Source organism: Burkholderia sp. 22088, assembly GCF_052045915.1.
In the GTDB taxonomy this organism is placed as follows: domain Bacteria; phylum Pseudomonadota; class Gammaproteobacteria; order Burkholderiales; family Burkholderiaceae; genus Burkholderia; species Burkholderia cepacia.
The window spans coordinates 403,296-428,407 of the sequence record NZ_JBQEPY010000004.1; the positions used below are offsets into that span (position 1 = coordinate 403,296).

The 25,112-nt window shown below is 68.2% G+C and carries 30 protein-coding genes and 1 tRNA gene; 16 read left to right on the forward strand and 15 right to left on the reverse strand.

Annotated features, from left to right (window positions below):
* Positions 1-46 precede the first annotated feature (46 nt).
* Positions 47-715: a LysE family translocator gene (locus tag ACTJLD_RS10265; protein ID WP_060193888.1), complete on the forward strand. Its 669-nt coding sequence runs from the start codon at positions 47-49 to the stop codon at positions 713-715.
* A 124-nt stretch (positions 716-839) separates the two neighbouring features.
* Here the strand turns inward: ACTJLD_RS10265 and ACTJLD_RS10270 are convergent, their stop codons facing one another.
* Positions 840-1,142, reverse strand: coding sequence for a hypothetical protein (locus tag ACTJLD_RS10270; protein ID WP_021157078.1), 303 nt, complete (start codon positions 1,140-1,142; stop codon positions 840-842).
* Between the two features lie 527 nt (positions 1,143-1,669).
* On the opposite strand from ACTJLD_RS10270, the gene ACTJLD_RS10275 reads away from it, so the two are divergent.
* On the forward strand, positions 1,670-2,599 hold the full coding sequence (locus ACTJLD_RS10275; protein WP_060311336.1) for a Rossmann-like and DUF2520 domain-containing protein: 930 nt from the start codon (positions 1,670-1,672) through the stop codon (positions 2,597-2,599).
* A 75-nt stretch (positions 2,600-2,674) separates the two neighbouring features.
* A complete protein-coding gene (locus ACTJLD_RS10280) occupies positions 2,675-3,238 on the forward strand; it encodes a YggT family protein (RefSeq protein WP_027788138.1) in 564 nt (187 codons plus the stop codon).
* Between the two features lie 12 nt (positions 3,239-3,250).
* Here ACTJLD_RS10280 and ACTJLD_RS10285 read toward each other — a convergent pair whose 3' ends face one another.
* From ACTJLD_RS10285 to ACTJLD_RS10305, 5 genes are all read right to left on the reverse strand, one after another.
* Positions 3,251-3,601 (reverse strand): DUF190 domain-containing protein, encoded by a 351-nt coding sequence (locus tag ACTJLD_RS10285; RefSeq protein WP_059695990.1) that lies wholly within the window; start codon positions 3,599-3,601, stop codon positions 3,251-3,253.
* Between the two features lie 23 nt (positions 3,602-3,624).
* On the reverse strand, positions 3,625-4,011 hold the full coding sequence (crcB, locus tag ACTJLD_RS10290) for a fluoride efflux transporter CrcB (RefSeq protein ID WP_027788140.1): 387 nt from the start codon (positions 4,009-4,011) through the stop codon (positions 3,625-3,627).
* A gap of 161 nt (positions 4,012-4,172) precedes the next feature.
* Positions 4,173-5,045 (reverse strand): SIR2 family NAD-dependent protein deacylase, encoded by an 873-nt coding sequence (locus ACTJLD_RS10295; RefSeq protein ID WP_091923178.1) that lies wholly within the window; start codon positions 5,043-5,045, stop codon positions 4,173-4,175.
* Between the two features lie 189 nt (positions 5,046-5,234).
* Positions 5,235-5,615, reverse strand: coding sequence for a hypothetical protein (locus ACTJLD_RS10300; RefSeq protein WP_060206505.1), 381 nt, complete (start codon positions 5,613-5,615; stop codon positions 5,235-5,237).
* Positions 5,612-6,211: an NUDIX domain-containing protein gene (locus ACTJLD_RS10305; protein ID WP_060311342.1), complete on the reverse strand. Its 600-nt coding sequence runs from the start codon at positions 6,209-6,211 to the stop codon at positions 5,612-5,614. Before ACTJLD_RS10305 ends, ACTJLD_RS10300 begins: the two co-directional genes overlap by 4 nt.
* A gap of 81 nt (positions 6,212-6,292) precedes the next feature.
* Here ACTJLD_RS10305 and ACTJLD_RS10310 point away from each other — a divergent pair, with 81 nt between their 5' ends.
* The 3 genes from ACTJLD_RS10310 (at position 6,293) to ACTJLD_RS10320 (ending at position 8,349) form a co-directional block, all read left to right on the forward strand.
* Positions 6,293-7,048: a DeoR/GlpR family DNA-binding transcription regulator gene (locus tag ACTJLD_RS10310; RefSeq protein ID WP_059685625.1), complete on the forward strand. Its 756-nt coding sequence runs from the start codon at positions 6,293-6,295 to the stop codon at positions 7,046-7,048.
* A gap of 150 nt (positions 7,049-7,198) precedes the next feature.
* Positions 7,199-7,810 (forward strand): chromate transporter, encoded by a 612-nt coding sequence (locus tag ACTJLD_RS10315; protein ID WP_440658651.1) that lies wholly within the window; start codon positions 7,199-7,201, stop codon positions 7,808-7,810.
* Positions 7,807-8,349, forward strand: coding sequence for a chromate transporter (locus tag ACTJLD_RS10320; RefSeq protein ID WP_048024209.1), 543 nt, complete (start codon positions 7,807-7,809; stop codon positions 8,347-8,349). The genes ACTJLD_RS10315 and ACTJLD_RS10320 overlap by 4 nt, the downstream gene beginning before the upstream one ends.
* 83 nt (positions 8,350-8,432) lie before the next feature.
* Here the strand turns inward: ACTJLD_RS10320 and scpB are convergent, their stop codons facing one another.
* The 3 genes from scpB to ACTJLD_RS10335 form a co-directional block, all read right to left on the reverse strand.
* Positions 8,433-9,242, reverse strand: coding sequence for a methylmalonyl-CoA decarboxylase (gene scpB / locus ACTJLD_RS10325; RefSeq protein ID WP_027788147.1), 810 nt, complete (start codon positions 9,240-9,242; stop codon positions 8,433-8,435).
* On the reverse strand, positions 9,239-10,462 hold the full coding sequence (locus ACTJLD_RS10330) for a CaiB/BaiF CoA transferase family protein (RefSeq protein ID WP_440658653.1): 1,224 nt from the start codon (positions 10,460-10,462) through the stop codon (positions 9,239-9,241). Before ACTJLD_RS10330 ends, scpB begins: the two co-directional genes overlap by 4 nt.
* Before the next feature lie 61 nt (positions 10,463-10,523).
* Positions 10,524-11,846 (reverse strand): MFS transporter, encoded by a 1,323-nt coding sequence (locus ACTJLD_RS10335; RefSeq protein ID WP_021157066.1) that lies wholly within the window; start codon positions 11,844-11,846, stop codon positions 10,524-10,526.
* Between the two features lie 170 nt (positions 11,847-12,016).
* Between ACTJLD_RS10335 and ACTJLD_RS10340 the strand changes: the two genes are divergently transcribed.
* The 3 genes from ACTJLD_RS10340 (at position 12,017) to ACTJLD_RS10350 (ending at position 14,153) form a co-directional block, all read left to right on the forward strand.
* Positions 12,017-12,937: a LysR substrate-binding domain-containing protein gene (locus tag ACTJLD_RS10340; protein ID WP_060174674.1), complete on the forward strand. Its 921-nt coding sequence runs from the start codon at positions 12,017-12,019 to the stop codon at positions 12,935-12,937.
* Between the two features lie 123 nt (positions 12,938-13,060).
* Positions 13,061-13,402 (forward strand): DMT family transporter, encoded by a 342-nt coding sequence (locus ACTJLD_RS10345; protein WP_440658655.1) that lies wholly within the window; start codon positions 13,061-13,063, stop codon positions 13,400-13,402.
* 124 nt (positions 13,403-13,526) lie between these two features.
* The gene (locus ACTJLD_RS10350; protein ID WP_226180963.1) at positions 13,527-14,153 is read left to right on the forward strand and encodes a LysE/ArgO family amino acid transporter; all 627 of its coding nucleotides are present in this window, start codon (positions 13,527-13,529) and stop codon (positions 14,151-14,153) included.
* An 11-nt stretch (positions 14,154-14,164) separates the two neighbouring features.
* On the opposite strand, the gene ACTJLD_RS10355 is transcribed toward ACTJLD_RS10350, so the two are convergent.
* From ACTJLD_RS10355 to ACTJLD_RS10365, 3 genes are all read right to left on the reverse strand, one after another.
* Entirely contained in the window at positions 14,165-15,325 is a 1,161-nt protein-coding gene (locus ACTJLD_RS10355; RefSeq protein WP_440658656.1) for an enolase C-terminal domain-like protein, read from the reverse strand.
* 370 nt (positions 15,326-15,695) lie between these two features.
* Positions 15,696-16,040 carry a cupin domain-containing protein gene (locus ACTJLD_RS10360; protein ID WP_027788152.1) on the reverse strand — a complete coding sequence of 115 codons (345 nt, stop codon included), beginning with the start codon at positions 16,038-16,040 and terminating at the stop codon, positions 15,696-15,698.
* A 234-nt stretch (positions 16,041-16,274) separates the two neighbouring features.
* Positions 16,275-17,180 carry an Imm72 family immunity protein gene (locus ACTJLD_RS10365; protein WP_440658657.1) on the reverse strand — a complete coding sequence of 302 codons (906 nt, stop codon included), beginning with the start codon at positions 17,178-17,180 and terminating at the stop codon, positions 16,275-16,277.
* Between the two features lie 255 nt (positions 17,181-17,435).
* On the opposite strand from ACTJLD_RS10365, the gene ACTJLD_RS10370 reads away from it, so the two are divergent.
* Positions 17,436-17,510: transfer RNA gene (locus ACTJLD_RS10370), tRNA-Gly, on the forward strand.
* Between the two features lie 133 nt (positions 17,511-17,643).
* Positions 17,644-18,411 carry a tRNA (guanosine(46)-N7)-methyltransferase TrmB gene (trmB, locus tag ACTJLD_RS10375; RefSeq protein ID WP_021157058.1) on the forward strand — a complete coding sequence of 256 codons (768 nt, stop codon included), beginning with the start codon at positions 17,644-17,646 and terminating at the stop codon, positions 18,409-18,411.
* Between the two features lie 111 nt (positions 18,412-18,522).
* On the opposite strand, the gene ACTJLD_RS10380 is transcribed toward trmB, so the two are convergent.
* From ACTJLD_RS10380 to ACTJLD_RS10390, 3 genes are all read right to left on the reverse strand, one after another.
* A complete protein-coding gene (locus tag ACTJLD_RS10380; protein ID WP_027788155.1) occupies positions 18,523-19,353 on the reverse strand; it encodes an undecaprenyl-diphosphate phosphatase in 831 nt (276 codons plus the stop codon).
* 81 nt (positions 19,354-19,434) lie between these two features.
* Positions 19,435-20,016 (reverse strand): DUF1439 domain-containing protein, encoded by a 582-nt coding sequence (locus tag ACTJLD_RS10385; protein WP_027788156.1) that lies wholly within the window; start codon positions 20,014-20,016, stop codon positions 19,435-19,437.
* On the reverse strand, positions 20,013-20,330 hold the full coding sequence (locus tag ACTJLD_RS10390) for a YkgJ family cysteine cluster protein (protein ID WP_034195806.1): 318 nt from the start codon (positions 20,328-20,330) through the stop codon (positions 20,013-20,015). Before ACTJLD_RS10390 ends, ACTJLD_RS10385 begins: the two co-directional genes overlap by 4 nt.
* Before the next feature lie 172 nt (positions 20,331-20,502).
* Between ACTJLD_RS10390 and hemN the strand changes: the two genes are divergently transcribed.
* The 5 genes from hemN to urtA all read left to right on the forward strand — a co-directional run bounded on the left by hemN (position 20,503) and on the right by urtA (position 25,066).
* A complete protein-coding gene (hemN, locus tag ACTJLD_RS10395) occupies positions 20,503-21,894 on the forward strand; it encodes an oxygen-independent coproporphyrinogen III oxidase (RefSeq protein WP_222213870.1) in 1,392 nt (463 codons plus the stop codon).
* Between the two features lie 70 nt (positions 21,895-21,964).
* A complete protein-coding gene (locus ACTJLD_RS10400) occupies positions 21,965-22,222 on the forward strand; it encodes a hypothetical protein (protein WP_440658658.1) in 258 nt (85 codons plus the stop codon).
* Between the two features lie 104 nt (positions 22,223-22,326).
* The gene (locus ACTJLD_RS10405) at positions 22,327-22,983 is read left to right on the forward strand and encodes a protein-L-isoaspartate O-methyltransferase family protein (RefSeq protein ID WP_021157052.1); all 657 of its coding nucleotides are present in this window, start codon (positions 22,327-22,329) and stop codon (positions 22,981-22,983) included.
* A 14-nt stretch (positions 22,984-22,997) separates the two neighbouring features.
* Positions 22,998-23,321, forward strand: coding sequence for a rhodanese-like domain-containing protein (locus tag ACTJLD_RS10410; protein ID WP_440658660.1), 324 nt, complete (start codon positions 22,998-23,000; stop codon positions 23,319-23,321).
* Positions 23,322-23,758: 437 nt separating this feature from the next.
* Positions 23,759-25,066 carry an urea ABC transporter substrate-binding protein gene (gene urtA, locus ACTJLD_RS10415; protein WP_059685649.1) on the forward strand — a complete coding sequence of 436 codons (1,308 nt, stop codon included), beginning with the start codon at positions 23,759-23,761 and terminating at the stop codon, positions 25,064-25,066.
* The last annotated feature ends 46 nt before the right edge of the window (positions 25,067-25,112 follow it).

Genomic DNA, 25,112 nt, shown 5'->3' on the forward strand with positions numbered 1-25,112 from the left:
GGCGCCCGCCGGCCCGTGGATTGCCATTGCAACAAGAACAACGAAGATGACCTTTCCGCCCACCTCCATGCTGTCCGACGGCTTCTTTCTGTCGCTGTCGCTCTGTCTCGACATCGGCCTCGTGAACGTCGCGATGCTGTCGCTGACGCTGTCACACGGCTTCCGGCCGGGCTTCTGGCTCGGCATCGGATCGTGCGTCGGCGATCTCGTCTATGCGGCGCTCGCGCTCGCCGGGATGGCCGTGCTGCTGCAGTTCGAGCCGGTGCGCTGGATCGTGTGGATCGGCGGCGGCGCGGTGCTGCTGTTCCTCACGTGGAAGATGGCGCGGGAAGCGCTGGCACCGGCCAAGGCGGCGGGCGACGATGCCGAGGAGACGCCGCAGCCGCGCGCGAGCGCGCGGCGCAGCTTCCTGCGCGGCATGCTGCTCGCGATGTCGTCGCCGAGCGCGATCCTGTGGTTCGCGGCGGTCGGCGGCGCGCTGATCGCGAAAGCCGGCGCGACCACGCCGGCCACCGCGTCGGTGTTCCTGTCGGGCTTTTTCCTCGGCGGCCTCGCATGGACGCTCTTCATGTGCACGCTCGCGAGCCAGGGCCGCAAGCGCGCGGGCGCGGGGCTGATGCGCGCGTGCCACATCGCGTCGGCGCTGCTGTTCGCGTATTTCTCGTATAGCGTGATCGTCGGCGGCTACCGCGACCTGATCATGAACGCGGTGTAATCGCAGCCGGCCTGCACGGGCCGCTCACCGAGGCCGGGCGGCAGCCCGAAAAGAAAAACGGCGCAGCGCCCCGCTCGGGACGCTGCGCCGTTTTGCCGCGCGCGGTCAGGCCGCGCGGGACGAATCAGCGACGCCAGCCGTGATGGCCCCAGCCGCCGTAACCATGGCGCCAGTACGGGCGACCGTAGTAGCCACCATAGCCGCCGACGACCACGGCGGGCGGCGGTGCATAGTAAGCCGGCGCCGGCGCGTAATAGACGGGCGGAGGCGGCGGCGCGTAGTACACGGGCGGCGGCGGTGCATAGACGGGATACGCGGGTGCGACCGGGATACCGATGCCGACCCCGATCGACACGTGAGCCTGCGCAGCGCTTGCGGCACCCAGGCCCAGCGCGGCAGCGGCGATGAACGGAATGAGCTTTTTCACTTCGATTCTCCTGCTGGAGCGGTATTTTATGCGCCCCTGTCGGCAACGGCGGGCATGCACGTCGCATGGAAGCAATGTAGCGAAAACCCGTCCCTCACGTATCGGGCATTTGTTGCAAATTGCAATCGCACGCGGCCGGAACCGCCGTGCGGCGCGGCTCGCAGCACCTTCGGCGACCCTTGCGGGCCGCGCGGTTCCGTCCGACGAGTCGGGTCGCAACATCATGGCCGGTCAGTCTTACCGGATACGGCGCGTGCGGCGGGCACGCGATCGTAATGAACGATTACAAATTTGAGACAAGATGCCGACGTTTCAAGCCGGACGCGGGTGCGATATGTTTCGGGGTCGGATTCCACGATCGTGAATCGACCGTGGTGCCGGGCGCCGATACACGCGTCGATAAATGCGTCGTTCGCGCCGCGTAGCGGCCGGCCACGCACGTGTCCGCACGGAAGTTGCCCTTTCGCGGCCCCGCCGTCATTCCTGCGATACTGGCGGTTGCTTCGTTTTCGCTTACGTTCGCTGCCATGTCCGTCCCCGACACACCCCGCCTCGGCTTCATCGGCGCCGGCCGTCTCGCACGCTGTGTCGCGCAGCGCTTCGCGCAGGCCGGCTTTCCGGTCGTCGCGATCGCGAGCCGCACGCCCACATCGGCCGCGGCCCTCGCCGCGCGCATCGACGGCTGCCAGGCGGTCGACACGCCGCAGCAGGTCGCCGATGCCGCCGACCTGATCTTCCTGACGGTGCCCGACGACCATCTCGCGTCCGCCGCCGCGGCGCTGCGCTTCGACGCATCGCGCGCCGCGCGGCAGGCCGTCGTTCACTGCAGCGGCGCGTCGGCCGTCGCGCTGCTCGATCCGGCGAAGCAGCAGGGCACGGCCACCGGCGGCTTCCATCCGCTCTACCTGTTCGGCGGCACCGACGCCGACCTCGCCCGCATCGACGGCTGCTCGGTCACGATCGAAGCCGACGGCGCGCTGCATGCGACGCTGATGCGACTTGCCGCCGCACTCGGCTGCCATCCGCTGTCGATTCCGGCCGGCGGCCGGATGCTTTATCACGCGGCCGCGCACTACGCGGCGAGCTTCGCGCTGTGCGGGCTGGCGGAAGCGGTCGAGCTGTGGCGCGGCCTCGGTTTCGACGAGGAAGCCGCGTTGCGCGCGCTGCTGCCGATGCTGGCCGGTACGATCGAGACCGCACGCGACAAGGGGCTCGCGAACGCGCTCTCGGGCCCCGTGTCGCGCGGCGATACGGGCATCGTCGAACGCCAGTTGGCACTGCTTGAAACGCTCGGCGGCGATCACGCGACGCTGTACGCGTTGCTGACGCGCCGCGCGGTCGCGCTCGCGGCGCAGCGCGCGGCGCCGCCGGCGTCGCTGCCGGCACTCGCCGAAGCCGTCGAAACGTCGCTCGCGCGCACGGCCGCGCACCCCTCCCCGTCGCGAGACGAGGCGTGATAAGGTGTCGGCCGATGCGCCGCCATCCGGCGTTGGCGGCCGCACGCTACTGACCGTATAAAAAGGATGCCAACGATGTTCGGCGAGATCGCCCGTTTTCTGCTCAATACCATCTTCACGCTGTTCGGCGCCGCGCTGATCCTGCGCGTCTGGATGCAGGCCGTCCGCGTGCCGCCGTACAACCCCGTCACGCAGGCCGTGCTGCAGGCGACCAACTGGCTCGTGCTGCCGCTGCGCCGCGTGATCGCGGGCGTGCGCGGCATCGACTGGGCCAGCGTCGTCGCCGCCCTCCTCACCGCGCTCGTCTATGTCGTGCTGATGGTCGTGATGGCCGGCTTCGACCCGGCCGCGGTGATCGCGACGCTCGTCGTGGTCGCGCTGCTCACCGTCGTGAAGTGGGCGCTCAATCTCGTGATCTGGATGACGATCCTGATGGCGCTGCTGTCGTGGCTCAACCCGCGCTCGCCGGCCATGCCGATCCTCTACCAGCTCACCGCGCCGTTCCTGAACCCGCTGCGCCGCGTGATCCCGAATCTCGGCGGCATCGACCTGTCGCCGATCCTGCTGTTCGTGATCGTGCAGGTGCTGCTGATGATCGTCACGCGCGCCGCCGTGTCGCTGACGATGTTCGGCATCTGACGCCGTCGCACCCTACACCGCCGGCCCCTGCGCCGGCGGTGCGCCGAGCGTGTCGATCACGCCGAATTGCGCCGGCATCATCGCGTAGCACACGCGCACCTTTTCCTGCGACAGCCTCGCGAGCAAGCGCTGCGCCTCGTCCTCGGTGACGATGAATTCGACCTCGATCGCGAGCGACCCCTGCAGTTCGAAGAAGCGGTCCTCGTGCAGCACGCGATGCTGGCCGAAGCCGGCCATCGCGCGAAACGCGGAACCGCCGGCGACGCCCATCCGGTTCGCCTCCTCCAGCAGCCATTCCCACAGCGGCTTCCAGTGCAGCCGGTGCTGCTCGTGCACGTAGAAGCGCAAGAAGACCCTGTCCATCGCTCCCTCCGATGGCGGCACGCTCAGGCCGCCGCGAGCCATGCGCGCGCGGTCCACATGCCGAGCGCCGTCAGCGCGAACGATCCAGTCAAGTGTAGGGCAGCCACCGCAAACGCCCATCCGAATTCGCCCTGCAACGCATGCGTCATCACTTCGACCGAATAGGTCGAGAACGTCGTGAGGCCGCCGAGAAAGCCCGTGATCACGAACAGCCGCCACTCGGGCGGCAACCCGACGCGGGTCGTGAACACGACGGCGGCGATGCCGATCACGTAGCCGCCGATCAGGTTCGCGGCGAGCGTGCCCAGCGGCACGGCGGGAAAGAATTCGTTGAGCGCGAGGCTCAGGAACCAGCGCAGCAATGCGCCGAGCCCGGCGCCGACGAAGATCGCGACGATCGAATAGAACAAGGGCGCTCCCGTTCGATGAAGCGGCTGGATTCAGCCGCCGGCCCCGGTCGCCCGGGATGATGTCCGGGCCGCACGCGGGCGGCACCGGCTGAACTGTATGCGGATTCGCGTCGCGCCTGCAACGGCCGCCGCCGCCGGGGTACCCGCCCGTTCACACACGGTCACGCGCGTTGCCAGGCGGCGTCGAGCGCGCCCAGCGTTGCCAGCGCGCCGCCCTTCAGGCCGATCACGTCCGCCCGGCGCGCATGCGCTTCGCGCGCGTTGATGCGGATCACGTCGGCGCCGAGCCGTTCGCTCAGCAGGCGCACGGTCGGGATCGCGGTGCCCGCGCCGATCTCGACCACGGCGACACGCCCGGCCCGCGCGATCCAGTCTTCCAGCGCGCGTTCCTGCGCGTCGTAGCGCGCACCGAGCCAGCCGGTGTCGCCGAACATCAGGATGTTCGGCCGCGCGAGGCCGCCGCAGCGCGGGCAGCGCGGCATTTCGCCGACGAGGCGGCAGGTGGTTTCGTCGACGTCCGGCACGAACGGCGCCGCATCCCACGTGTCGTCCGAGCAGGGGCGCAGGCACTGCATGGCGTGGATCGAACCGTGGATCTCGACGATCCGCGCCGGATCGAAGCCGGCTTTCTGGAACTGGCCGTCGACGTTGCTCGTCAGGACGAAGCCGCCGTTCGGCATCGCGTCGATCCAGCGGCGCAGGATCGCGAAGCCCGCATGCGGCACCGTCGCACGGTAGAGCGCGAGGCGGTGCCCGTAGAAGCCCCATGCGAGCGGCGCACGCGCACGGAACGCGTGCGGCGATGCGATCTCGTGGAATTCGAAGCGCTCGTGGCGCAGCGCCGGATACGCGCGCCAGAACCCGTCCGTGCCGCGAAAATCGGGCAGCCCGGAATCGACGCCGATACCGGCGCCGGCCGTCACGAGCAATGCGTCGGCGCGCGTGAGCGCGGCAACGGCGGAAGCGACGAGATCGGCGGGCAGTTGCGCGGCGGCAGTCGCGGCAGTGAAATCGGCGGAATCGGAGAGCGGCATGACGGGGCGTCGGTGGCGTCGGACGGTGCGCGGGTGGCGTCGCGATCATACGCCGGTTCGCGCGCGGCGCGGCATGCATGACATGCACGATGCAACGGCATGACGCGACGCTCGCCCGGCCGCGGGCGGTGCGGGCGAGCGATCCGCGGAGCCGCCTGCACCGCCATGGCCGGGCGCCTCCCCGCCTGTTCAGCGATCCGGATCGTCCTGCACGACCGGTATGTCGTCGACCGAGAAGTAGACGGCCTTGCCGAGCTGCCGCGCGAGGGCGACATCCGCGTCGGCGCCGCGCGACGCGCCGTCGATCCGGCATACCGCATCGCAGCGGCGCAGCAGCCGGTGCGCGGCCGGATACAGGAACGCCTCGCTGACTGCATCGCCGACCTGTCGCGACCCGGCCGCGACGGCGAGCGGCAGCGACACCCACTCGCCGATCATCGGCACATGCCCGCGGCGATACACGGCGAGCGCCGCCTCCTCCAGCCGGTGCAGGTTCGCGGCGATGCGCGCGGGGTCGCCGTCCGTGCCGCTGCGGTAAGGGCCGGCGACCAGCACGAGCAGCGGCGTCACGCCGTGCGCGCGCCGGCGGTTTCCCGCAGCGCGACGTACTGGAGCAGCATGATCGTCTTCGCATCGACGATCTCGCCACGCTCGACCGCATCCAGCGCCGCCTGCAGCGGCATCTCGACGACCTCGAGATCCTCGCCCTCATCCGCGACGCCGCCGCCGTCGCCGGTGCGCAGCGACGCATCGTATTCACCGACGAAGAAATGCAGCTTCTCCGTCACCGAGCCCGGGCTCATGAACGCCTCGAACACCTTGCGCACGCCGCGCACGCGGTAACCGGTCTCCTCCTCGGCCTCCGCGCGGATGCGCGCTTCGGGCGTCGCGTCGTCGAGCAGGCCGGCGGCGGCCTCGAGCAGCATGCCGTCGTGTCCGCCGACGAACGCCGGCATCCGGAACTGCCGCGTCAGCAGCACGTCGCCGGTATCGGCATTGCGCAGCAGGATGGTCGCGCCATTGCCGCGATCGTAGGTCTCGCGGCTCAGGCGCTGCCACGTTCCGTCGCGGCGCAGGAAATCGAACGTCACCTTCTTCAGCACATACCAGTCATCGGACAGCACCGTCGTATCGACGATGCGGACACGGTCCCGCGTTGCAGCCATCGCAGCCTCCGGTTCGACAAAAGACGGCGCCCATGGTAACGTGCATATTCGTGCAATTTCAAGAAAATTCGCGCAAACCCGATGCTGACGACACAACGCAAGAAAGCGATCCTCGACGCACTCGCGCGCGACGGCCAGGTGCTGGCGGTCGAGCTGAGCGCGCAATTCGGCGTATCCGAAGACACCGTCCGCCGCGACCTGCGCGAGCTCGCGGCCGAGGGCCTGCTGCAGCGCGTGCATGGCGGTGCGCTGCCGGCGTCGCCGGCCGTTGCGCCGTTCGCGCAGCGCGAAACGCTCGAGACGGCGGAAAAGCGGCGCATCGCGCGCCGCGCCGCGGAGATGATCGCGCCCGGGCAGGTGGCGATCGTCGATGGCGGCACCACCTCGGCGCTGCTCGTCAGCCAGTTGCCGGCCGACCTGCGCGCGACGATCGTCACGCACAGCCCGAGTGTCGCGGTGGCGCTCGCCGCGCATCCGTCGATCGAGGTGATCCTGATCGGCGGGCGGCTCTACAAGCATTCGATCGTCGCCGTCGGCGCGGCGGCCATGGAAGGCATTGCGCGCATCCACGCGGATCTTTACTTCATGGGCGTGACGGGCGTGCACCCGGTTGCGGGGCTCAGCACCGGCGATTTCGAGGAAGCGGCGATCAAGCGCGCACTGGCCGAACGCGCGGCCGAGACCGTCGTGCTCGCGTCGCAGTCGAAGCTGCGCGCGGCGTCGCAGTTCGTGATCGGCGAGCTGACGCTGGCGCACACCGTGGTGGTCGAAAAGGAAACCGACGCCGCGTTGACGAAGCCGATCGAAGCAGCGGGCGTGACGGTCGTGCGCGCGTAGCGTCGGTTGTGGCCGTGGCGGATGGCCCGGATATGTCCGTCGTATCACCTGCGTGCTTTCATCACGCCAACCCCTCGCCGATGTCAGCGTGCTGACAGCGTCCGCTTGCTAACATGGGCGCCCGCCCAATCGCCACGCACCGCACGCCTGATGCCACCGCCCTCCGCCACCTCCTCGTCGGCGCCGCCCGCAGGCAATGCGCCGCCGCCCGGCGTCCTCGCACTGTTCATTGCGTTCTCGCAGATCGGCCTGACCAGCTTCGGCGGCGGGCTCAGCGGCCGGATGATGCGCGACTTCGTGTACGAGCGCCGCTGGCTCGACGAGGAGGCGTTCCTCAACGGCCTCGCGCTGTCGCAGGCGCTGCCGGGCGTCAACGTGAAGAACCTCGCGATCTGGATCGGCTACCGGCTCGCCGGATGGCGCGGCGCCGTGGCCGGCTTCACCGGCATCATCGCGCCGCCGGCCGTGCTGATCGTGTTGTTCGGCATCGCGTTCTCGACCCTCACGCGCTTTCCGCTCACGCACGTCGCGCTCGCCGGCGCGGCGGCCGCGGCGATCGGGCTGTCGATCTCGATGGCGATCACCGCCGTGCGTCGGCTGCCGCGCCGCGCGCTCCCGTTCGCGGTGATGGCGCTCACCTTCGTGTCGGTTGCGGTGCTGCACTGGCCGCTGGTGTGGACCGTGCTGGTCGGCGGCACACTGAGCGTCGCGCTCGAATACCGCCGCGCGGCCGCCACACCGACCGGGCGCGACACACGATGACTGCATCGCAACGCTACGCTGCGCTGTTCGGCGTGTTCGCGCCGCTGTCGATCGCGACGATCGGCGGCGGGCAGGCGATCATCGCCGACATCCAGCGGCAGGTGGTCGACGTGCATCACTGGATGACCGCCACGCAATTCGTGAACGATTTCGCGATCGCGCGAATGGCGCCGGGCCCCGGCTCGCTGCTGGCGACGCTGATCGGCTGGCAGGTGGCCGGTTTCTGGGGCGCAGTGATCGCGACGCTCGCGCTGTTCGGCCCGACGGCGTTCCTGATCTACGGCGTCGCGCATCTGTGGCGGCGGCACCAGGGCGCGCGCTGGCAGATCGCGCTCGAGGGCGGCCTGCGCCCGGTCGCGGCCGGCATGATCCTCGCGTCGGTGTGGGTGCTGCTGCAGGCGCTCGACGGCGGCTGGGCCGCGCGCGCGATCGCGGTCGCGTCGACGCTGTGCGTGATGTATACGCGCGTCCATGCGCTGTTGTTGATCGCCATCGGCGCGCTGCTGCTCGTCGGCGTGCACGCGATCGGCGGCGCGTAGCGCACGCCGCCTTGCACCGCGGAACCGCTCGGGCACGTGAACGCAGAGAGCCTGTTCACGCCAATGGCGGGCCTGCGCCGGTCCTACCCGCCGCGAAACACCGGCGCGCGCCGCTCCGCAAACGCGCGCAGCCCTTCGTCGAAGTCCTCGCCTTCGCACGCGTGCCGGCGCAACTCGGCGATCCGTTCGAACGCGTCGGCCGGCAACGGCCGCGCGTCCTGCAGCACGCGCAACTGCTCCTTCACCGCGTGCACCGCGAGCGGCGCCTTCGCGGCGATCGTGCGCGCGACGTCGAGCGCCGCATCGTCGACACCGCCTGCTTCCGCCAGCCGGTTCACGAGCCCGTGATGCGCGGCGCGTTCCGCATCGAGCGGCTGCGCGCAGAAGAACATCTCCTTCAGCACGTGGATCGGCAGGTTGTCGTGGAAGCGCAGCAGGCCGCTCGTCGAATACGGCAGGCCGATGTTCGCGGGCGTCATCGCAAAACGCGCATCGCGCGCCGCGACCACCAGGTCGCAGCTCATCACGAGATCGACCGCCCCGCCCCACGCCGACCCCGACACCGCCGCGATCACCGCGCCCGGATAAGTCCGCACGCGCCGCAGCGCCCGTTCGAGCGGCTTGCCGTACGCGAGCGGATCGCGATCGTCGGCCAGCTCGCGCAGATCGTGCCCCGCGCTCCACACGTCGCCGCTGCCGTCGTTCGACAGGATCACGACGGGCGGAGGACGGTGTTCGGCCAGCGCATCGAGGCGCGCGACGAGCGCATCGAGCAACGGCGCGTCGAGCGCATGCCGTCGTGCCGGATTCGCGAACCGCACGCGCGCGATCCGTTCGCCGACCATGTCGACCGTCACGCGCGACGCGCCATCGTGTTTCGTCGTGTCGCTCATTGCACGGCCTCCGCCACCGCTTCCGCCTGGAAGATCGCGCGCCCGGCCAGCAGCGTGTCGATCGCGTCGTCGTCGTAGCCCGCTTCACGCAGCACGTCGACCGTATGCTCGCCGAGCAGCGGCGGCGCATGGCGCGTGCGCGGCGCCGGCACCGCGTCCCCCATCCCGCCGAGCGGCGTGACGACCTGGCGCAGCGCGCCGAGCGTCGGATGCGCGACCGGTTCGACCAGCCCGCAATGCGCGAGCTGCGGATCGTCGAACACTTCGTCGAGCGTATTGATCGGCCCCGCCGGCAGCCCGGCGTCGACGAAGCGTTGCGTCCATTCGCGCTTGCCGCGCGTGCGCAACCGGCCTTCAAGCAGCGCTTTCAGTTCGTCACGGTGCGCGACACGCGCATCGTTGGTCGCGAAGCGCGGATCGTCCGGCAGTTCGGGCAGATCCAGCAACTGGCACAGCCGCAGCCACATGTCGGTCGTGATCGGCGCAAGGTTGAGCGGCCCGTCGGCCGTCTCGAACACGCCGTACGGCGCGATCACCGCATGCGCATTGCCGGTGCGGCGCGGCACGTCGCCGAGGCTCAGGTAGCGTTGCCCGTGCACGCTCAGCAGCGACACGAGGCTTTCGAGCAGCGACGTGCCGACATGCTGCCCGCGCCCCGTGCGCTCGCGCTCGAACAGCGCCGCCATCACGCCGGTCGCGACCCACATCCCCGAGCTGAGATCGCCGATCGCGGTGCCCGTGCGGGTCGGCTCGCCGTCGGGAAAACCGGTGAGGCTCATCAGCCCCGCGTAGCCCTGCGCGATCTGGTCGAAGCCCGGCCAGTCGCGCAACGGGCCGCGCGGGCCGAACGCGGTGACGCTGCCCATCACGAGCCGCGGATCGCGCGCGCTCAGCGCGGCGTAGCCGAGCCCCATCGCGTCCATCGTGCCGGCCTTGAAATTCTCGATCACGACGTCGGCCTGCGTGATCAGCCGGCGCACGACGTCGAGGCCGGCCGGCTGCCGGAAATCCACGCAGATGCCGCGCTTGTTGCGGTTGCAGGACAGGTAGTACGTGCTCACGCCGCGATCGAACGGCCCCCACGCGCGGCTCATGTCGCCGTGCGGCCCCGACTCGACCTTGATCACGTCGGCGCCGAGATCGGCGAGCACCATCGAGCAGAACGGCCCCGACAGCGCGCGGCTCAGATCGACGACCCTGATTCCTTGTAATGCCTGCATTCCGGACTCCTGATATTGATGACTGGGTGTGGCTTGTTTCCGAACGATCGCGGCGCACCGCTCATTCGGGCAGCGTCTGATGGCGCGTTTCGACCGCGAACGGCAGGATCAGGATGCCGAGCCCGAACGCGGCCGCGGTCCATGCGACCGGCACGCCGAGCGATCCGTAACCGTGAATCGCGGCGCCGAGCAGGAAGTTCACGCCTGCGCCGATGAAGCGGCCGACCGACGCGTTGAACGCGAACGCGGTGGCACGCACGCGTGTCGGGTACTGCTCGGGCAGCCACAACGAGAAGATCGCGAAATTGCCGCCGAAGAAACCGAGGAACGCGAGCGACACCATGAATGCCGCGAGCCCGTTCGGCTGGTAGAACGCCCAGCCGAACGCGAACACGATCGAACCGGCCATGCCCGCGAAATACACACCGAGCGCCGTGCGCCGGCCAAGCCGTTCGGAGAGCCACGGCGCAACCAGGCAGCCGGCGATCGTCGCGCACGACAGGATCGCCGCGCCGATCGACGCGAGCCGCAGCGCGCCGATGTGATCGATGCCCGCGCGCGCCGCCAGCGTCGTGACCGCGCTCGCCTCGTACACCGAGCCGGCCCACAGCCCGACGATCGCGACGCCGACCAGGCTCGCGCTCGTCAGCGTGCGGCGCAGGAAGGCCGGCGCGAAGATCTCGCGCAGCGGATGCGCGCGCCGCGCGTCGGCCACGTCGCCGTCGCGTGCATCGTGCCGGCGCCACTGGCCGGGCTCCTTCACGCGCATCACGGTGAACACCGCGAGCAGCGCGGGCGCGAGCCCGCACAGGAACATCGCGCGCCACCCGTAGGTCGCGCCGATCGTGTAGTTCAGGCACGCCGCGATGAAGAAGCCGAAGTAGTAGCCCGTCTGCAGGTAGCCGGCGCCCATCTTGCGGCGGTCCTCCGGCCAGCTCTCGGCCACGTAGGTGCCCGCGAGCGCCCATTCGCCGCCGACGCCGATCCCGGCGATCAAACGGCACGCGGCCAGTGCCCATACGTCGTGCACGAACGCGGCCGCGCCGGTGAACACCGAGTAGATCAGGATGCTCGCGGCGAGCGTGCGCACGCGGCCGAAGCGGTCGGCGAGCGGCCCCCAGATGAACGACAGCCCCCAGCCGATCAGGAACAGCGCGAACAGGATCGAGCCGTACATCCCGAGATTCGCGGGCGTCGCCGCGATGCCGGACGCCGGCAGCAGTTCGGTCAGCGCGGGAATCAGCACGAGCGCGTAGATCACCGAATCCACGCCGTCGAGCACCCAGCCCGCATACACGGCCCAGAAGCCCTTGACCTGCTCGCGCGTGAGCGGCGTGCGCCGCGGCTTCGCGCCGGCCGCTGGCGCGTCGATCGCCTTGAACATCTTCGTCTCCTTGCCGGCGGGGCCGGCACTTTTGCCGCGTCCGGTCCGGGATGGCCGGCAGGCTGGCTCTTGTGTGAGACGAGTATAGAAACCCCATCGATCGGGGAAAAATATGATATTCATCTTGCTCGATCGGATTGGCTTATGGCTTGAATCGGGAGACGACGGCGATGGACTTGAGGCAGTTGCGCTATTTCGTGAAGGTCGTCGAATGCGGCAACGTCACGCATGCGAGCGAGGCGCTGCATGTCGCGCAGCCGGCGGTGAGCCAGCAGATGCGCAATCTCGAACAGGATCTCGGGATGCAGCTGCTCGAACGCAGCGTGCGCGGCGTCGCGCCGACCGCCGCCGGCCGCACGCTGTACCGGCATGCGCTCGAACTGCTGCGCCAGGCCGACGGCACGCGCGAGCTGCTGCGCCGCGATGCCGACACACCGCAGGGCCGCGTGACGGTCGGGATGCCGTCGAGCACCGCGCGCGTGCTGGCCATTCCGCTCGCCCGCGCGGTGCGCGACCGCTACCCGGGCATCATGCTGGAACTGATCGAGGCGCCGAGCGCCGATCTCGACACGCTGCTCGAACGCGCGCGGCTCGATCTCGCGATCGTCGTCGACGCGGTCGAGACGCGCGGCATCGCGATCCACCGGCTGCTGACGGAAACGCTGTACCTGATCACGTGGCCCGAATTCCCGGTGCCGGACGATCCCGTGCCGCTCGACGCGATCGCGCGGATGCCGCTCGTCCTGCCGAGCGCGCCGAACACGATTCGCAACCGTGTCGAATGGGCGATGCGCGAGGCCGGGCTGTCGTACGAGATCGGCTTCGAGGCAAGCTCGACCGGGCTGCTGTTCGCGGCCGTGATGGCGCAGCTCGGCGTGACGATCCTGCCGTGGACGGCCGCGCACGTCGAGATCGAGGAGCGCAAGCTCAAGCTGTCGACGGTCGCGCATCGGCTGTTCGCGCGCGACCTGTCGCTGTGCTGGCACGATACGGCGCTCGTCAGCAACGCGGTGCAGAAGGTGAAAGCCGAGATCGTCCGGCTGTTCGACACGCTCGGGCAGCGGCCGGAGTGGGCGGCCGGGCAGGCGTGACGGGCAGGCGGCATGCGTTGCCCTGCCGCGCCGTGTGGACTAAGCTCCTTTCATCCTGGGTACCGCTGACACCTCCACTTCTCCTCGCCGCTCGGTATAAGCGTCGGGGGAAGGAGGCCGTTCGTGTCCCCGCTCCAGTCTGCCTGGCTTCTGCTGGGCGTCAGTGTCCTCGCCGAAGTGCTCGGCTCCGTCGGCCTCAAATACTCGGCCGGCTTTTCCCGCCCGCTCCCGTCCGGGCTCACCGTCGTCTGTTATGCCTGCGCCGTCTGGCTGATGGCGCTCGCGACGAAGCGGCTCGAAATGGGGCTCGCGTACGCGAGCTGGGCTGCCGCCAGCACCGCGGCCACGGCCGTGATCGGCATCGTCTGCTTCGACGAATCGGTGTCGTCGCTGAAGCTCGCCGGCATCGCGCTGACCGTTTGTGCGCTCGTCGCGCTCAACCTCGGCGAGGCGGCGACGCACTGACCGGTGGCGGGCCGGTCGTCGACGCATGGGCGCCAGGGGGCATTGACACCGCCCCCGCGCGCCCCTTAACGTTTCGCTCATCGTAACCATCACCGGTTCAGCTTAAGAGGTTGTCGGCCCGCTCGTGCTCGACACCTCCGCCTTCATCGAAGGCCTGCTGCTTGGCGCCGGCCTGTTCACGTCGGTCGGCCCCAAGGACGCCTTCGTCATCAAGCGCTCGATCTCGAGCCCCCATCTCCTCTCCATCGCCCTCGTCTGCGCAGGCAGCGACGCGCTGCTGATCGTGCTCGGCGCGCAGGGGTTGTCGGCACTGCTGTCGCGGCATCCCGGTGTGGTATCGGCCGCGCTGTGGGCCGGTATCGCCTATCTCGCCGGTTATGGCCTGCTCGCGCTGCGCTCGGCGATCCGGCGGCGGCGGCCGGAGCACGTCGACGACTCACACGCGCGCCACGCCCCCGCGCTGTCGCGCACGCTGCTCGCGACAGCCGCGGTGTCGCTGCTCAATCCGTATGCATGGATCGATACCGTGCTGCTGCTCGGCACCGTGATCGTGAGTCACGCGCCCGCCGAACGCGCGCCGTTCGCGTTCGGCGCGATGGCGGCTTCGCTCGCGTGGTTCCTGATGCTCGCCTATGGCGCACGCGCGTGCCGTGCGTGGTTTGCCCGTACGCTGGCGTGGCGCGTGCTCGATTTGTTCGTCGCGACGATGATGCTCGGCTTCGCGGTGCGTTTCGCGATCGATGCGCTTTAGCGCTTCGGGTGTCAACGGCCCGATACCGCGCGAAACGCGCGATGCGCGTCGGCATGCAGCTCGAAACCGATGCCCGGCGCCTGCGGCGTGCGCGCAAAACCTGCGTCGACGGTTTCGCCATCGGCGAGCCCGCTGAACGGATCGAACGCGAACGGATTGACTTCCGCACCGCCGAGCCCGAGCGCTGCGACGACATGCAGCGAGAACAGGTGGCCGCCATGTGGCCAGAACGCGTCGCGCCGCCAGCCGCGCGATGCGAAGTGCTCGACGATCTGCAGGTATCCCGGCAGCCCGTAGCAATGCACGGGATCGAACACGAGCACGTCGCGGTCGGGACGCAGGCCGCCGTAGCGGTCGAGCAGCTTCGCTTCCGCGAGCGAGAACAGCGCTTCGCCGGCCGCGATCGGCGGGGCGTAGCGCGTGGCGACGCCTGCCTGGAGCGGCAGGTCGAGCGGATCGCAGATGTCCTCGAACCACCAGAGGCCGAACGGCTCGAGCATCGCGGCGGCAATATCGACGGTCGTCGCGTCGTACGTGTTCATCGCGTCGACCGCGAGATGCGAACTGTCCGCCAACTGCGTGGCGGCCGCTTCGATGCGCCTGCTGTCCTGAGCGACGTCCGCGCCACCGATCTTGATCTTCGCGTGCGTGTAGCCGAGATCGGCAACGCGGCGCATCTCGTCCGACAGGCGCGCGAGATCGTCGTGCGGATAACGATAGCCGCCGCCCGCGTACACACGCACGCGCGGTGCCGCCGTGCGTCCGAGCCGGTCGGCCAGAAAGCGATTGAGCGGCAGGTCGGCGATTTTCGCGGCGGCGTCCCAGATCGCCATGTCGAGCGCGCCGATCGCCACGCAGCGTTCGCCGTGTCCGCCGGGCTTTTCGCCGGCCATCATCGCGCGCCACGCGCGGAACGGGTCGAGGTTCGTGCCGGCTTCGTCGGCGAGCGCGTCGGCGGCGGCCAGCAGGCGCGGCGCGAACCGTTCGCGGATCAGGCCGCCCTGCGCGAAGCGGCCGACCGATGCGTAGCCGTAGCCCGTCACGGGGCGGCCGTCACGCACGACGTCGGTGGTGAGCGCGACGACACTCGTCGTCAGGCCGCCGGATGGAATGGCCGGGTCGGCATAGCGAGAGACGGGAATCGTGCGTTCGCGGATGTCGGTGATACGCATGGTCGGGATTCCGGAGGTGGCGACCGGCGCAAGCGAACGAGGTACGCGATGCGACCGGAACGGTGGGCGGATCGCTGCATCATAGGGGTTTGGGCGATGACGCGCAGGCCGGCGCGGCGATCGCCTTTTCGAATCGGCCGGCGCACCGGCTGGACGGAATGCGCCGATGTGTGCCGGCTTGAGCGAGCACTCGGTCGACCGCGTCGCCGGGGCTGGCGCTTTGACCGCGCCCCTCGATACGAATGCCCCGGCCCACCGCGCACACCGCATCGGCTACGCTGTCGCGCGAAAACGTGCAGTCGCCCGGAGGGCGCGAACCTCGAAGGTATCCGGACGACGACGGTACGCGTGGCCGAATCTACCGGCCCGCTCAGGCAAAGACGAAGTACTTGCGCACCGTCTCCACCACTTCCCAGGTCCCCTTCATGCCGGGTTCGATCACGAACACGTCGCCGGCTTTCAGGTGCACCGACTCCTCGCCTTCCGGTGTGATGATGCAGTAGCCATCGAGGAAGTGGCAGTACTCCCATTTTTCGTAGTTCACCTCGAACTTGCCCGGCGTGCAGATCCAGGTACCCATGATCTTGCTGCCGTCCTTGGAGAGGTACGCGTTGAGGTTCACGGTGTGCGGATCGCCGCCGATACGCTTCCACTTGGTCGCGTCAAGGACCGGCGTCGGGCAGGTTTCGCGCAAAACGGTGATGAAATCGGACATGTCAGCTCCAGACTAACGTTCGTGTAAGAGGCTTGTCACGTTAGTGCGAAAGCGTGGTCGGGACTTGCATGCTTCCGACACCGACTCGTCTATTTTCGACACCGGCCCGCGGGCACGCGCACGGCCGGCGCGTTTCGTTCGCCGTTGGCGCTGCGGTGCTGCATGACGATGCGGTCGGGCTTTGCAGTAACCGGTGCGCGGACAAGGCTCTCCTGGCAGGCCCCGTAGCGTCGGTCAGGCGACAGGCTTGGGGAAGTAAGTTTCCTCCTCCGCCGGAATGCTGCCGTCCCGGTAACGCTTGTCTTCCCAAAGCAGCCGCCAGCGCACCTCATGCTCGTCGTTCGTACCTTCCAACAGGTACTTGTGGGCAACACTGCCTTTGAGGAAGTAGCTCGGACAGCCCACCTTGCCGGACGCAAACCACGGCTCCCAGATCCCCTCGACAGGAATCTCCTGGTCGCTGCAAACCTCGCCGCTTGCGGATTCGTTCTTCGGCGGACAGGGAGGAAGCGATACAGGATAGGTGCGACCGGGTGGCCAATATCGCCAAGCAGGAAGGGGCGCGTTTTCGAACATGGATTCATAGGTCCAGTGCTCAAATACGCGGGTCCCGCCATCCGCACGTGTTCCGTATGCGAGCATCCCGGTATAACCGAATCCGACCGTGCACTTGAGCGCGTAGCAAATCAATCTCTCGATCCATACCCCCTCCGCGAACCCGGTGGCATACACCGGTTCCGAAAAGCTGGTGTCCTTCAGCCCCAGTGAATGAAAAAACGGATCGTATTTACGACCGATTTCAAGCGCACTCCGTCCAAACAACAGGTCGCCGCCTTGCTGGCTTCCTCTAACCAACGCGTCGTATGCGGCTCGTTTGTCGAGACCTCGGCGCAATGCATCGATGCCCAGATCCATGCGCACCAGTGCCCCCGAGAAATCATGCGTGTAGGCTTCCTCAAGCTCGACCTGATTTGGGCTCGGTGTGTCCAGTTGTTTTGCGTACGCGCCGAGAAAGTCCCGATATCGTCCAACGGCGTATTCCAGGAACGTGACACTCGTCCATTTCTTGAGCAGATAAAAAGCCTTTGCCCGCGCATCCTGTTCCTGCTCGGGGGTCATGGTCAAAATATTCAACATCATTGAACCTGTTCGTCCGTCGATTGTTTGCCGCCATCGGCTATGCGGCACATCCATTGGGCCGTTGAAATTCGGCTCCGATGCTACAGCGCGCCGAAGGGATGTGCCTTCAGCCTGGACGGTAGATCCCGTGAATAGCGCGGGCTCACCCGCCACTGCGCGCGACGCCGCCGGTCCGGCATCGAGCCCTGTCAGTTGCCCTGCGCCGAACCTCCCGCTTGCCATCCCCACCCGAACCCCTGTAGAATTGCGCGTTCTGCGGGCGTCGTATAATGGCCATTACCTCAGCTTCCCAAGCTGATGACGTGGGTTCGATTCCCATCGCCCGCTCCACTTTCCGGCTGCATCGCAGCCTGCGCAAAAGCCGCCTCGTCGAAGGCGGCTTTTTTGTACCATGTGCCGGTTCACCCGGCGCACTGCTGCGCGCAACGGGCCCTCGCCCGCAACCGAGCCTTTCTCTGTACCGATGATGCACGACGATCCGAACGAAGCCGGCCTGCCGCCGCACGACGACGCCATTCCCGACGAAGCCGCCGAAGGCGCCGACGCCGTCAATCCGCTGCACCACCGCCGCATCCGCAGCTTCGTGACGCGCGCCGGCCGCGTGTCGACCGGCCAGCGCCGCGCGCTCGACGAACTCGGCCCGCGCTTCGTGGTGCCGTATGCGCCGGAGCTGCCCGACTGGAATGCGGTGTTCGGCCGCAGCGCGCCGCGCATCCTCGAGATCGGCTTCGGGATGGGCGCGTCGACCGCGGAAATCGCCGCGAACCGCCCCGGCGACGACTTCCTCGGCGTCGAAGTGCACGAGCCGGGCGTCGGCGCGCTGCTGAAGCTGATCGGCGAGCAGGATCTGCCGAACATCCGCATCATCCAGCACGACGCGGTCGAAGTGCTCGAGCACATGCTTGCGCCGGAAAGTCTCGACGGCGTGCACATCTTCTTCCCCGACCCGTGGCACAAGGCGCGCCATCACAAGCGCCGGCTGATCCAGCCGCCGCTCGTCGCGCATCTCGCGTCGCGCCTGAAGCCCGGCGCATACATTCACTGCGCGACCGACTGGCAGAACTACGCTGAACAGATGCTGGAAGTGCTCGGCGCGGAACCGACGCTCGAAAACACCGCCGCCGACTACGCACCGCGCCCCGACTACCGCCCGGTCACGAAGTTCGAACGGCGCGGGCTGCGCCTCGGCCACGGCGTGTGGGACCTGGTGTTCCGCAAGCGCGCAGGCTGAGCCTTCCCGCTGCGGCGGCGCGTGCCGCCCGGATCCGGATAAAAAAAGCCCGATCGGTTATCTGCCGATCGGGCTTTTCTCATTGGAGGCGCGCCCGCCTCCGTGTCCGCGTCACGCCCAGTTCAGCCAGCCGCTGTACCCGACCAGCAGCACGAACAGCCCGAACGCGATCCGGTACCACGCGAACACCGTGAAATCGTGCGTCGCGACGTAGCGCAGCAGCCAGCGCACGCACACGAACGCGCTGACGAACGCGGCGACGAGGCCAAGCGCGAACAGGCCGAGCGAATCGACGGTGAACGCCTGCCAGTCCTTGACGGTTTCATAGAGCGTCGCGCCGAAGATGATCGGAATCGCGAGGAAGAACGAGAATTCGGTGGCGACGCGCCGGTCGAGACCGAACAGCATCCCGCCGATGATCGTCGAGCCCGAGCGCGACATGCCGGGAATCAGCGCGAAGCACTGCGCGATGCCGACCTTGAGCGCATCGAGCGGGGTCAGCGCGTCGACCGACACCACGCGCGGCGGCTCGCTGCGTTCACGCTGCCGCGCCTCGGCCCACAGGATGATCGCCCCGCCCACGACGAGCGCGAACGCGACGGGTACCGGCGAGAACAGCACGGCCTTGATCTTCTTCTCGAGCAGGAGGCCGAGTGCGATCGCGGGAATCGTCGCGATCACGACGTTCAGCGTGAAGCGCCGCGCATCGGGCCGGCTGGGCAGCCCGGATACGATGGACACGATCCGTTGCCGGTATTCCCAGCAGACCGCGAGAATCGCCCCGAACTGGATCACGACGTCGAAGGTCTTCGCGTGCGAATCGTTGAAATTCAGGAAGCTGCCCGCGACGATCAGGTGACCGGTGCTCGACACCGGCAGGAATTCCGTCAGCCCCTCGACGACGCCGAGGATCAAAGCCTTGCAGATCAGGATCCAGTCCATCCGTGGCCCAACTCCGAAATGGTCGAATGAATGGGCCACTCTTCCGCGCGCGGCCCCCCTCCGGCCGGGCGCGGTTCGTCGTCACTTTTCGACGATCGCCACGCGTATGCCGTTTGTAAGAATCGTAATTGTACCGGGTTCGTAGTTCACCCCGGCAAATTGCAGCTGTTCGGGCTTGAACGTGTAGATCGGATAGTTGGTCAGCAACTGCGTCGCGAGCAGGCCCGCGGCCGCGCCGACCTGTTGCGCGTACATCTGCGCGTCGCCGTCGAGCGCGAGGCTGTCGACGGCCGGCGACTTCAGCACCACCGAACGGCTCGGCGCGTCGTAAGCAAGCTGGCCCGACACAGTGAACTTGCCGCTGACGGGCGCGCGCAGGAACGGGCTCGCGAAATGCGCGTCGAGCTGCACGGCGACGCGGTTCTGGTCGGGCAGCAGGTTGACGGCCGGGTTAGCGAGCGACACGTCGACGACCTGCGCGACCGTCTTCTGGTACGGGAACTTGCGGGCGACGGCCTTCTGCACATCGCCGCGCGAGAACGTGTAGTGATCGGGGATGAACGGGAAGGTCGACGCGCACGCGGCGAGCGACAGCGTCACGCCGACGGCGCCGACGGTTGCGGCGAGGAAACGGCGCCGGCCGGGCGCGCAAGGTGCGGTCATGCTGAACACTCTCCTGGTTGCGACGGCCGCGTCGCGGCCTCGAGACGCGTGAGCCACGCGAGCGCGTCGTCGCGCGACGCGCCGCACATGTCGGCAGCCGGCTGCAGCCCGGAACAGCACGCGGGCCGCTCGGGGCGGCCGAAGATCCGGCAGCGCAGGTCGTCGCCGAGCTGCACGCAGCGCACACCGGCCGGCTTGCCGTCGGGCATGCCCGGAATCGGGCTGGAAATCGACGGCGCGATGCAGCACGCGCCGCAGCCCTCGCGGCACGCATGCGGCGGCGGGACATCGGCAGGCGCCGGGCGGACAGGCATTTCGACGGACACTCGGCTCTCTCGAACGAACAACAAAAAACGGTGCGGCAACCGGACGCGGTGCCGGCAGCCCCACCCCGCATTGTGCCATCGCCGGCTGCGACGTTATTACACAATGCAGCCCAATCGCGCGTTTATATACTCGAAAGCATCTAAAAAGCGCGAGACCATCATGCGTTCCGGTTCTGCCGACTCAATGTTCCGTCCCGATTTGCTCGCGAAATACGGCGCGAACGGGCCGCGCTATACGTCGTACCCCACCGCGCTGCAGTTCCGCGACGATTTCGACCCGGCCGACTACCTGCGCGCGGCAAGCGACCCCGGCGCCTCGTCGAGCGAGCTGTCGCTGTACTTCCACATCCCGTTCTGCAACACCGCGTGCTTCTACTGCGGCTGCAACAAGATCGCGACCAACAACCGCCGCCGCGCGCGCCCGTATCTCGAGCAGCTCAAGCGCGAGATGGCGCTGCAGGCCGCGCTGTTCGATCCCGCGCGCCCGGTCACGCAGCTGCACTGGGGCGGCGGCACGCCCACCTTCCTGTCCGACGACGAAACGGCCGAGCTGATGGCGGCCACGCGCGAGCACTTCGCGCTCGCGCCGGATGCCGACGCCGAATTCTCGATCGAGATCGATCCGCGCACGGTCACGCCCGCCACGCTCGTCCACCTGCGCAATATCGGCTTCAACCGGCTGAGCCTCGGCGTGCAGGATTTCGACCCGGCCGTGCAACAGGCGATCAACCGTGTCCAGCCGCGCGCGATGACGGCCGACCTGCTCTCCGCCGCGCGCACGACGGGGTTTCATTCGGTGAGCGTCGACCTGATCTACGGGCTGCCGCACCAGACCGTTGCCGTCTTCGCGCGCACGCTGGAAACGATCATCGAACTCGCGCCCGACCGGCTGTCGGTATTCGGCTACGCGCACATGCCGCACCTGTTCAAGATGCAGCGGCAGATCGACGATGCGACGCTGCCGCCGCCGGAAACGCGCATCGCGCTGCTCGGCCTCGCGATCGACATGCTGACGTCGGCCGGCTACGTGTACATCGGGATGGATCACTTCGCGCGGCCGTCCGACGAGCTCGTGCGCGCGCAGCGCAACGGCACGCTGCAACGCAATTTCCAGGGCTACAGCACGCGCGCGGATACCGACCTCGTCGGTTTCGGCGTGTCGTCGATCGGCAAGGTCGGCGACGTCTACGCGCAGAACGCGAAGGACCTGCCCGCCTACGGCGCCGCGCTCGACGCGGGCCGGCTGCCGATCGCGCGCGGCGTGCGGCTCACGCCCGACGACCGGCTGCGCCGCGACGTGATCACGCAGCTGATGTGCAACCTCGAACTGCCGTTCTCGCATGTCGACGCCGCACACGGCATCCGCTTCGCCGATCATTTCGCGCGCGAGCTCGACGCGCTGCGCCCGTTCGAGCGCGACGGGCTGCTGACGATCGCGGGCGACCGCCTGACGATCCATCCGGCCGGCCGGATGGTCGTGCGCAACATCGCGATGGCGTTCGACGCGTATCTCGGGCAGACGCAGCAGCAGCGGTATTCACGCACGGTCTAGGGCCGGCCGGGCGCATGCGGACGGCCGGTTTGATACAGTGTGGGGCTTACGCCCCGCCAGAATCCGCACGATGCGCACCACCAAAGCGACCCACGCGGTCGAACGCCTGAAGACCCGCTCCGGCAACCCGCATTTCGCGGCCGTCGCGATGGCGGGCGGCCTGTTCTATCTCGTCGACCGCTCGGGCGGCACCGCCGAGAAGCGCTGCGAGCCGCTGCCGCTCGACGAGTTCGTCAAGTTCGTCGACGAATTCGGCCCCAAAAAACCGCGCAAGGCGAGCAAGCTCGACCTCGCATTCGAGGCGCAGATCAGGAAGAGCAAGAGGTAAAGGTCTGTTGCAGGCCGCCTGAAGGCTTTGCAGCCGCCCCGTTTGGTACAATCACGAAGTTTCTCTATCCCCGCTGATGGCCGACCAGGCTGCGTGACCACACCATGAATATCGAAAACGCGCGTTTCAACATGATCGAACAACAGATCCGGCCGTGGGACGTGCTGGATCTCGACGTCCTAGGCCTGCTGTCGATCGTCAAGCGTGAAAACTACGTTCCGGCCGAATACCGCGATCTCGCGTTCGCCGACCTCGAACTGCCGCTGCCGGGCGGCACCAGCAAGATGCTGTTCCCGCGCGTCGAAGCGCGCGTGCTGCAGGAGCTGGCCGTCAAGAAGCACGAGAACGTGCTCGTGATCGGCGCCGGTTCGGGCTACCTGGCCGCGCTGTTCGCACATCGCGCCCGGCACGTGACGGCCGTCGAGATCGATCCGGCCATCGCGAAGTTCGCGGAAGACAACCTGCGCAACGACGGCGTGACCAACGCGGAAGTCGTCCTCGGCGACGGTTCGCGCGGCTGGGCCGGCAAGGCGCCGTACGACGTGATCTGCGTCGCGGGCGGCCTGCCCGTCGTGCCGCAGGAAATGCTCGAGCAACTGAAGGTCGGCGGCCGCCTGTCGGCATTCGTCGGCGGCCGTCCGGTGATGAAGGCGCAGATCATCACGCGCATCGACGACAAGCAGTACCGCGTCGCCGACGTGTTCGAAACCTACATCGATCACCTCGTCAACGCGATCGAGCCGTCGCGCTTCAAGTTCTGAGCAGCGGAGCCTCCATGCAGATCCTGACCGCCGCGATGCTCGCGGAATGGCTCGGCGACAAGGCGCGCCCCGCGCCGGTCGTGCTCGACGTGCGCGAACCGTGGGAAATCTCGACCGCGCACATCGCCGGCAGCGTGTCGATCCCGATGCAGCAGATTCCCGCGCGCAGCGAAGAACTCGACGACGAAGCGGAAATCGTCTGCGTGTGCCATCACGGGATGCGCAGCGCGCAGGTCGCGATGTTCCTCGAGTCGCGCGGCTTCACGAAGCTGTACAACCTGCAAGGCGGGATCGACGCGTGGTCGCGCGACGTCGATCCGTCCGTACCGCGCTACTGATCCCGCCGGTGGCGCATCGCGCGCCGCCGCACCGGCCGGCACATCGCCGCCGGTCATACCGACCCGCCGAACGGGCGCGCATGGCGCGCCCGTTTTTCATTCCCGCGCCGGTTCGTCTCGGCGTCATCCGACCTGCAACGGCACCGCGCCGCGCCCGCCCCACCCCGCTTGCCGCGAAGTCAGGGTGCACGACCGTTCCCGCACCGCACGCGGGCACCGGAACGGGGAACCCCGACCGTGCACCATTTCCGCCCGCGACCCTGCACCGCGACGGACCGCGCATGCTGCACGACGCGTCATGCGCCCCGTCGCGACGCCCCGCCCTGCCCCGCGCAGGCACGCCGGGCGTGCATCCGCACGACTGGCACATGCCTTGCGTTATCCGTTGGCCGACGCCGTCAAGGCGCACGCATATCCAACACGTCAAGGGGAACCCGATGAAACGTCGCAGTCTGTTGAAGTTCGGTTCGATGGCCGGCGCGCTTGCGCTCGCGGGCAAGAGCCCGTTCGCGCACGCGGCCGATGCGGGCACCGGCCCGATCAAGGTCGGCATCCTGCACTCGCTGTCGGGCACGATGGCGATCTCGGAGACGTCGCTGAAGGACACCGCGCTGATGACGATCGCCGACATCAACAAGAGCGGCGGCGTGATGGGCCGCAAGCTCGAGCCCGTGGTGGTCGACCCCGCGTCGAACTGGCCGCTGTTCGCCGAGAAGGCGCGCCAGCTGCTCACGCAGGACAAGGTCGCGTGCGTGTTCGGCTGCTGGACGTCGGTGTCGCGCAAGTCGGTGCTGCCGGTGTTCGAGGAGCTGAACGGGCTGCTCTACTACCCGGTGCAGTACGAAGGCGAGGAAATGTCCCGCAACGTGTTCTATACGGGTGCGGCGCCGAACCAGCAGGCGATCCCGGCCGTCGAGTACCTGATGAGCGCGGAAGGCGGCAGCGCGAAGCGCTTCTTCCTGCTCGGCACCGACTACGTGTATCCGCGCACGACCAACAAGATCCTGCGCGCGTTCCTGAAATCGAAGGGCGTGAAGGACGCCGACATTCAGGAGGTCTACACGCCGTTCGGCCACAGCGATTACCAGACCATCGTCGCGAACATCAAGAACTTCTCGCAGGGCGGCAAGACGACCGTGATCTCGACGATCAACGGCGACTCGAACGTGCCGTTCTACAAGGAGCTCGGCAACCAGGGGATCAAGGCGACCGACGTGCCGGTCGTCGCGTTCTCGGTCGGCGAGGAGGAACTGCGCGGGATCGACACGAAGCCGCTCGTCGGCCACCTCGCCGCGTGGAATTACTTCATGTCGGTGAAGAACCCGACCAACACGAAGTTCAAGGACCAGTTCGCCGCATGGGTGAAGGCGAACAACCTGCCGGGCGGCGCGAAGCGCGTGACCAACGACCCGATGGAGGCGACCTATGTGGGCATCCACATGTGGAAGCAGGCCGTCGAGAAGGCGAAGAGCACCGACGTCGACAAGGTGCGCGTCGCGATGATCGGCCAGACGGTCGCCGCGCCGTCGGGCTTCACGCTCGCGATGGACGGCAACCATCACCTGCACAAGCCGGTGATGATCGGCGAGATCCGCGGCGACGGGCAGTTCAACGTCGTGTGGAAGACGAAGACGGCCGTGCGCGCGCAACCGTGGAGCCCGTACATCGCGGGTAACCAGGGCAAGCCGGACATCGTCACGTCGATCCCGGCGTTCCTGCGCCGGCAGCGCACGGCGCTCGCCTGACGCGACGCGGGGCGTCGCGCACCGGCGCGATGCTCCGCCCGCTTGC

Coding starts and splice junctions, on each gene's coding strand:
- hemN (WP_222213870.1), top strand. CDS start 20,503: ATGCGTTCCGGTTCTGCCGACTCAATGTTCCGTCCCGATTTGCTCGCG.
- ACTJLD_RS10390 (WP_034195806.1), bottom strand. CDS start 20,330: ATGCCTGTCCGCCCGGCGCCTGCCGATGTCCCGCCGCCGCATGCGTGC.
- ACTJLD_RS10280 (WP_027788138.1), top strand. CDS start 2,675: ATGTTCGGCGAGATCGCCCGTTTTCTGCTCAATACCATCTTCACGCTG.
- ACTJLD_RS10385 (WP_027788156.1), bottom strand. CDS start 20,016: ATGACCGCACCTTGCGCGCCCGGCCGGCGCCGTTTCCTCGCCGCAACC.
- trmB (WP_021157058.1), top strand. CDS start 17,644: ATGATGCACGACGATCCGAACGAAGCCGGCCTGCCGCCGCACGACGAC.
- ACTJLD_RS10340 (WP_060174674.1), top strand. CDS start 12,017: ATGGACTTGAGGCAGTTGCGCTATTTCGTGAAGGTCGTCGAATGCGGC.
- ACTJLD_RS10380 (WP_027788155.1), bottom strand. CDS start 19,353: ATGGACTGGATCCTGATCTGCAAGGCTTTGATCCTCGGCGTCGTCGAG.
- ACTJLD_RS10405 (WP_021157052.1), top strand. CDS start 22,327: ATGAATATCGAAAACGCGCGTTTCAACATGATCGAACAACAGATCCGG.
- ACTJLD_RS10400 (WP_440658658.1), top strand. CDS start 21,965: ATGCGCACCACCAAAGCGACCCACGCGGTCGAACGCCTGAAGACCCGC.
- ACTJLD_RS10410 (WP_440658660.1), top strand. CDS start 22,998: ATGCAGATCCTGACCGCCGCGATGCTCGCGGAATGGCTCGGCGACAAG.
- ACTJLD_RS10365 (WP_440658657.1), bottom strand. CDS start 17,180: ATGATGTTGAATATTTTGACCATGACCCCCGAGCAGGAACAGGATGCG.
- ACTJLD_RS10275 (WP_060311336.1), top strand. CDS start 1,670: ATGTCCGTCCCCGACACACCCCGCCTCGGCTTCATCGGCGCCGGCCGT.
- ACTJLD_RS10335 (WP_021157066.1), bottom strand. CDS start 11,846: ATGTTCAAGGCGATCGACGCGCCAGCGGCCGGCGCGAAGCCGCGGCGC.
- ACTJLD_RS10355 (WP_440658656.1), bottom strand. CDS start 15,325: ATGCGTATCACCGACATCCGCGAACGCACGATTCCCGTCTCTCGCTAT.
- scpB (WP_027788147.1), bottom strand. CDS start 9,242: ATGAGCGACACGACGAAACACGATGGCGCGTCGCGCGTGACGGTCGAC.
- ACTJLD_RS10305 (WP_060311342.1), bottom strand. CDS start 6,211: ATGGCTGCAACGCGGGACCGTGTCCGCATCGTCGATACGACGGTGCTG.
- ACTJLD_RS10265 (WP_060193888.1), top strand. CDS start 47: ATGACCTTTCCGCCCACCTCCATGCTGTCCGACGGCTTCTTTCTGTCG.
- ACTJLD_RS10315 (WP_440658651.1), top strand. CDS start 7,199: ATGCCACCGCCCTCCGCCACCTCCTCGTCGGCGCCGCCCGCAGGCAAT.
- ACTJLD_RS10310 (WP_059685625.1), top strand. CDS start 6,293: ATGCTGACGACACAACGCAAGAAAGCGATCCTCGACGCACTCGCGCGC.
- ACTJLD_RS10295 (WP_091923178.1), bottom strand. CDS start 5,045: ATGCCGCTCTCCGATTCCGCCGATTTCACTGCCGCGACTGCCGCCGCG.
- ACTJLD_RS10330 (WP_440658653.1), bottom strand. CDS start 10,462: ATGCAGGCATTACAAGGAATCAGGGTCGTCGATCTGAGCCGCGCGCTG.
- urtA (WP_059685649.1), top strand. CDS start 23,759: ATGAAACGTCGCAGTCTGTTGAAGTTCGGTTCGATGGCCGGCGCGCTT.
- ACTJLD_RS10320 (WP_048024209.1), top strand. CDS start 7,807: ATGACTGCATCGCAACGCTACGCTGCGCTGTTCGGCGTGTTCGCGCCG.
- ACTJLD_RS10360 (WP_027788152.1), bottom strand. CDS start 16,040: ATGTCCGATTTCATCACCGTTTTGCGCGAAACCTGCCCGACGCCGGTC.
- ACTJLD_RS10285 (WP_059695990.1), bottom strand. CDS start 3,601: ATGGACAGGGTCTTCTTGCGCTTCTACGTGCACGAGCAGCACCGGCTG.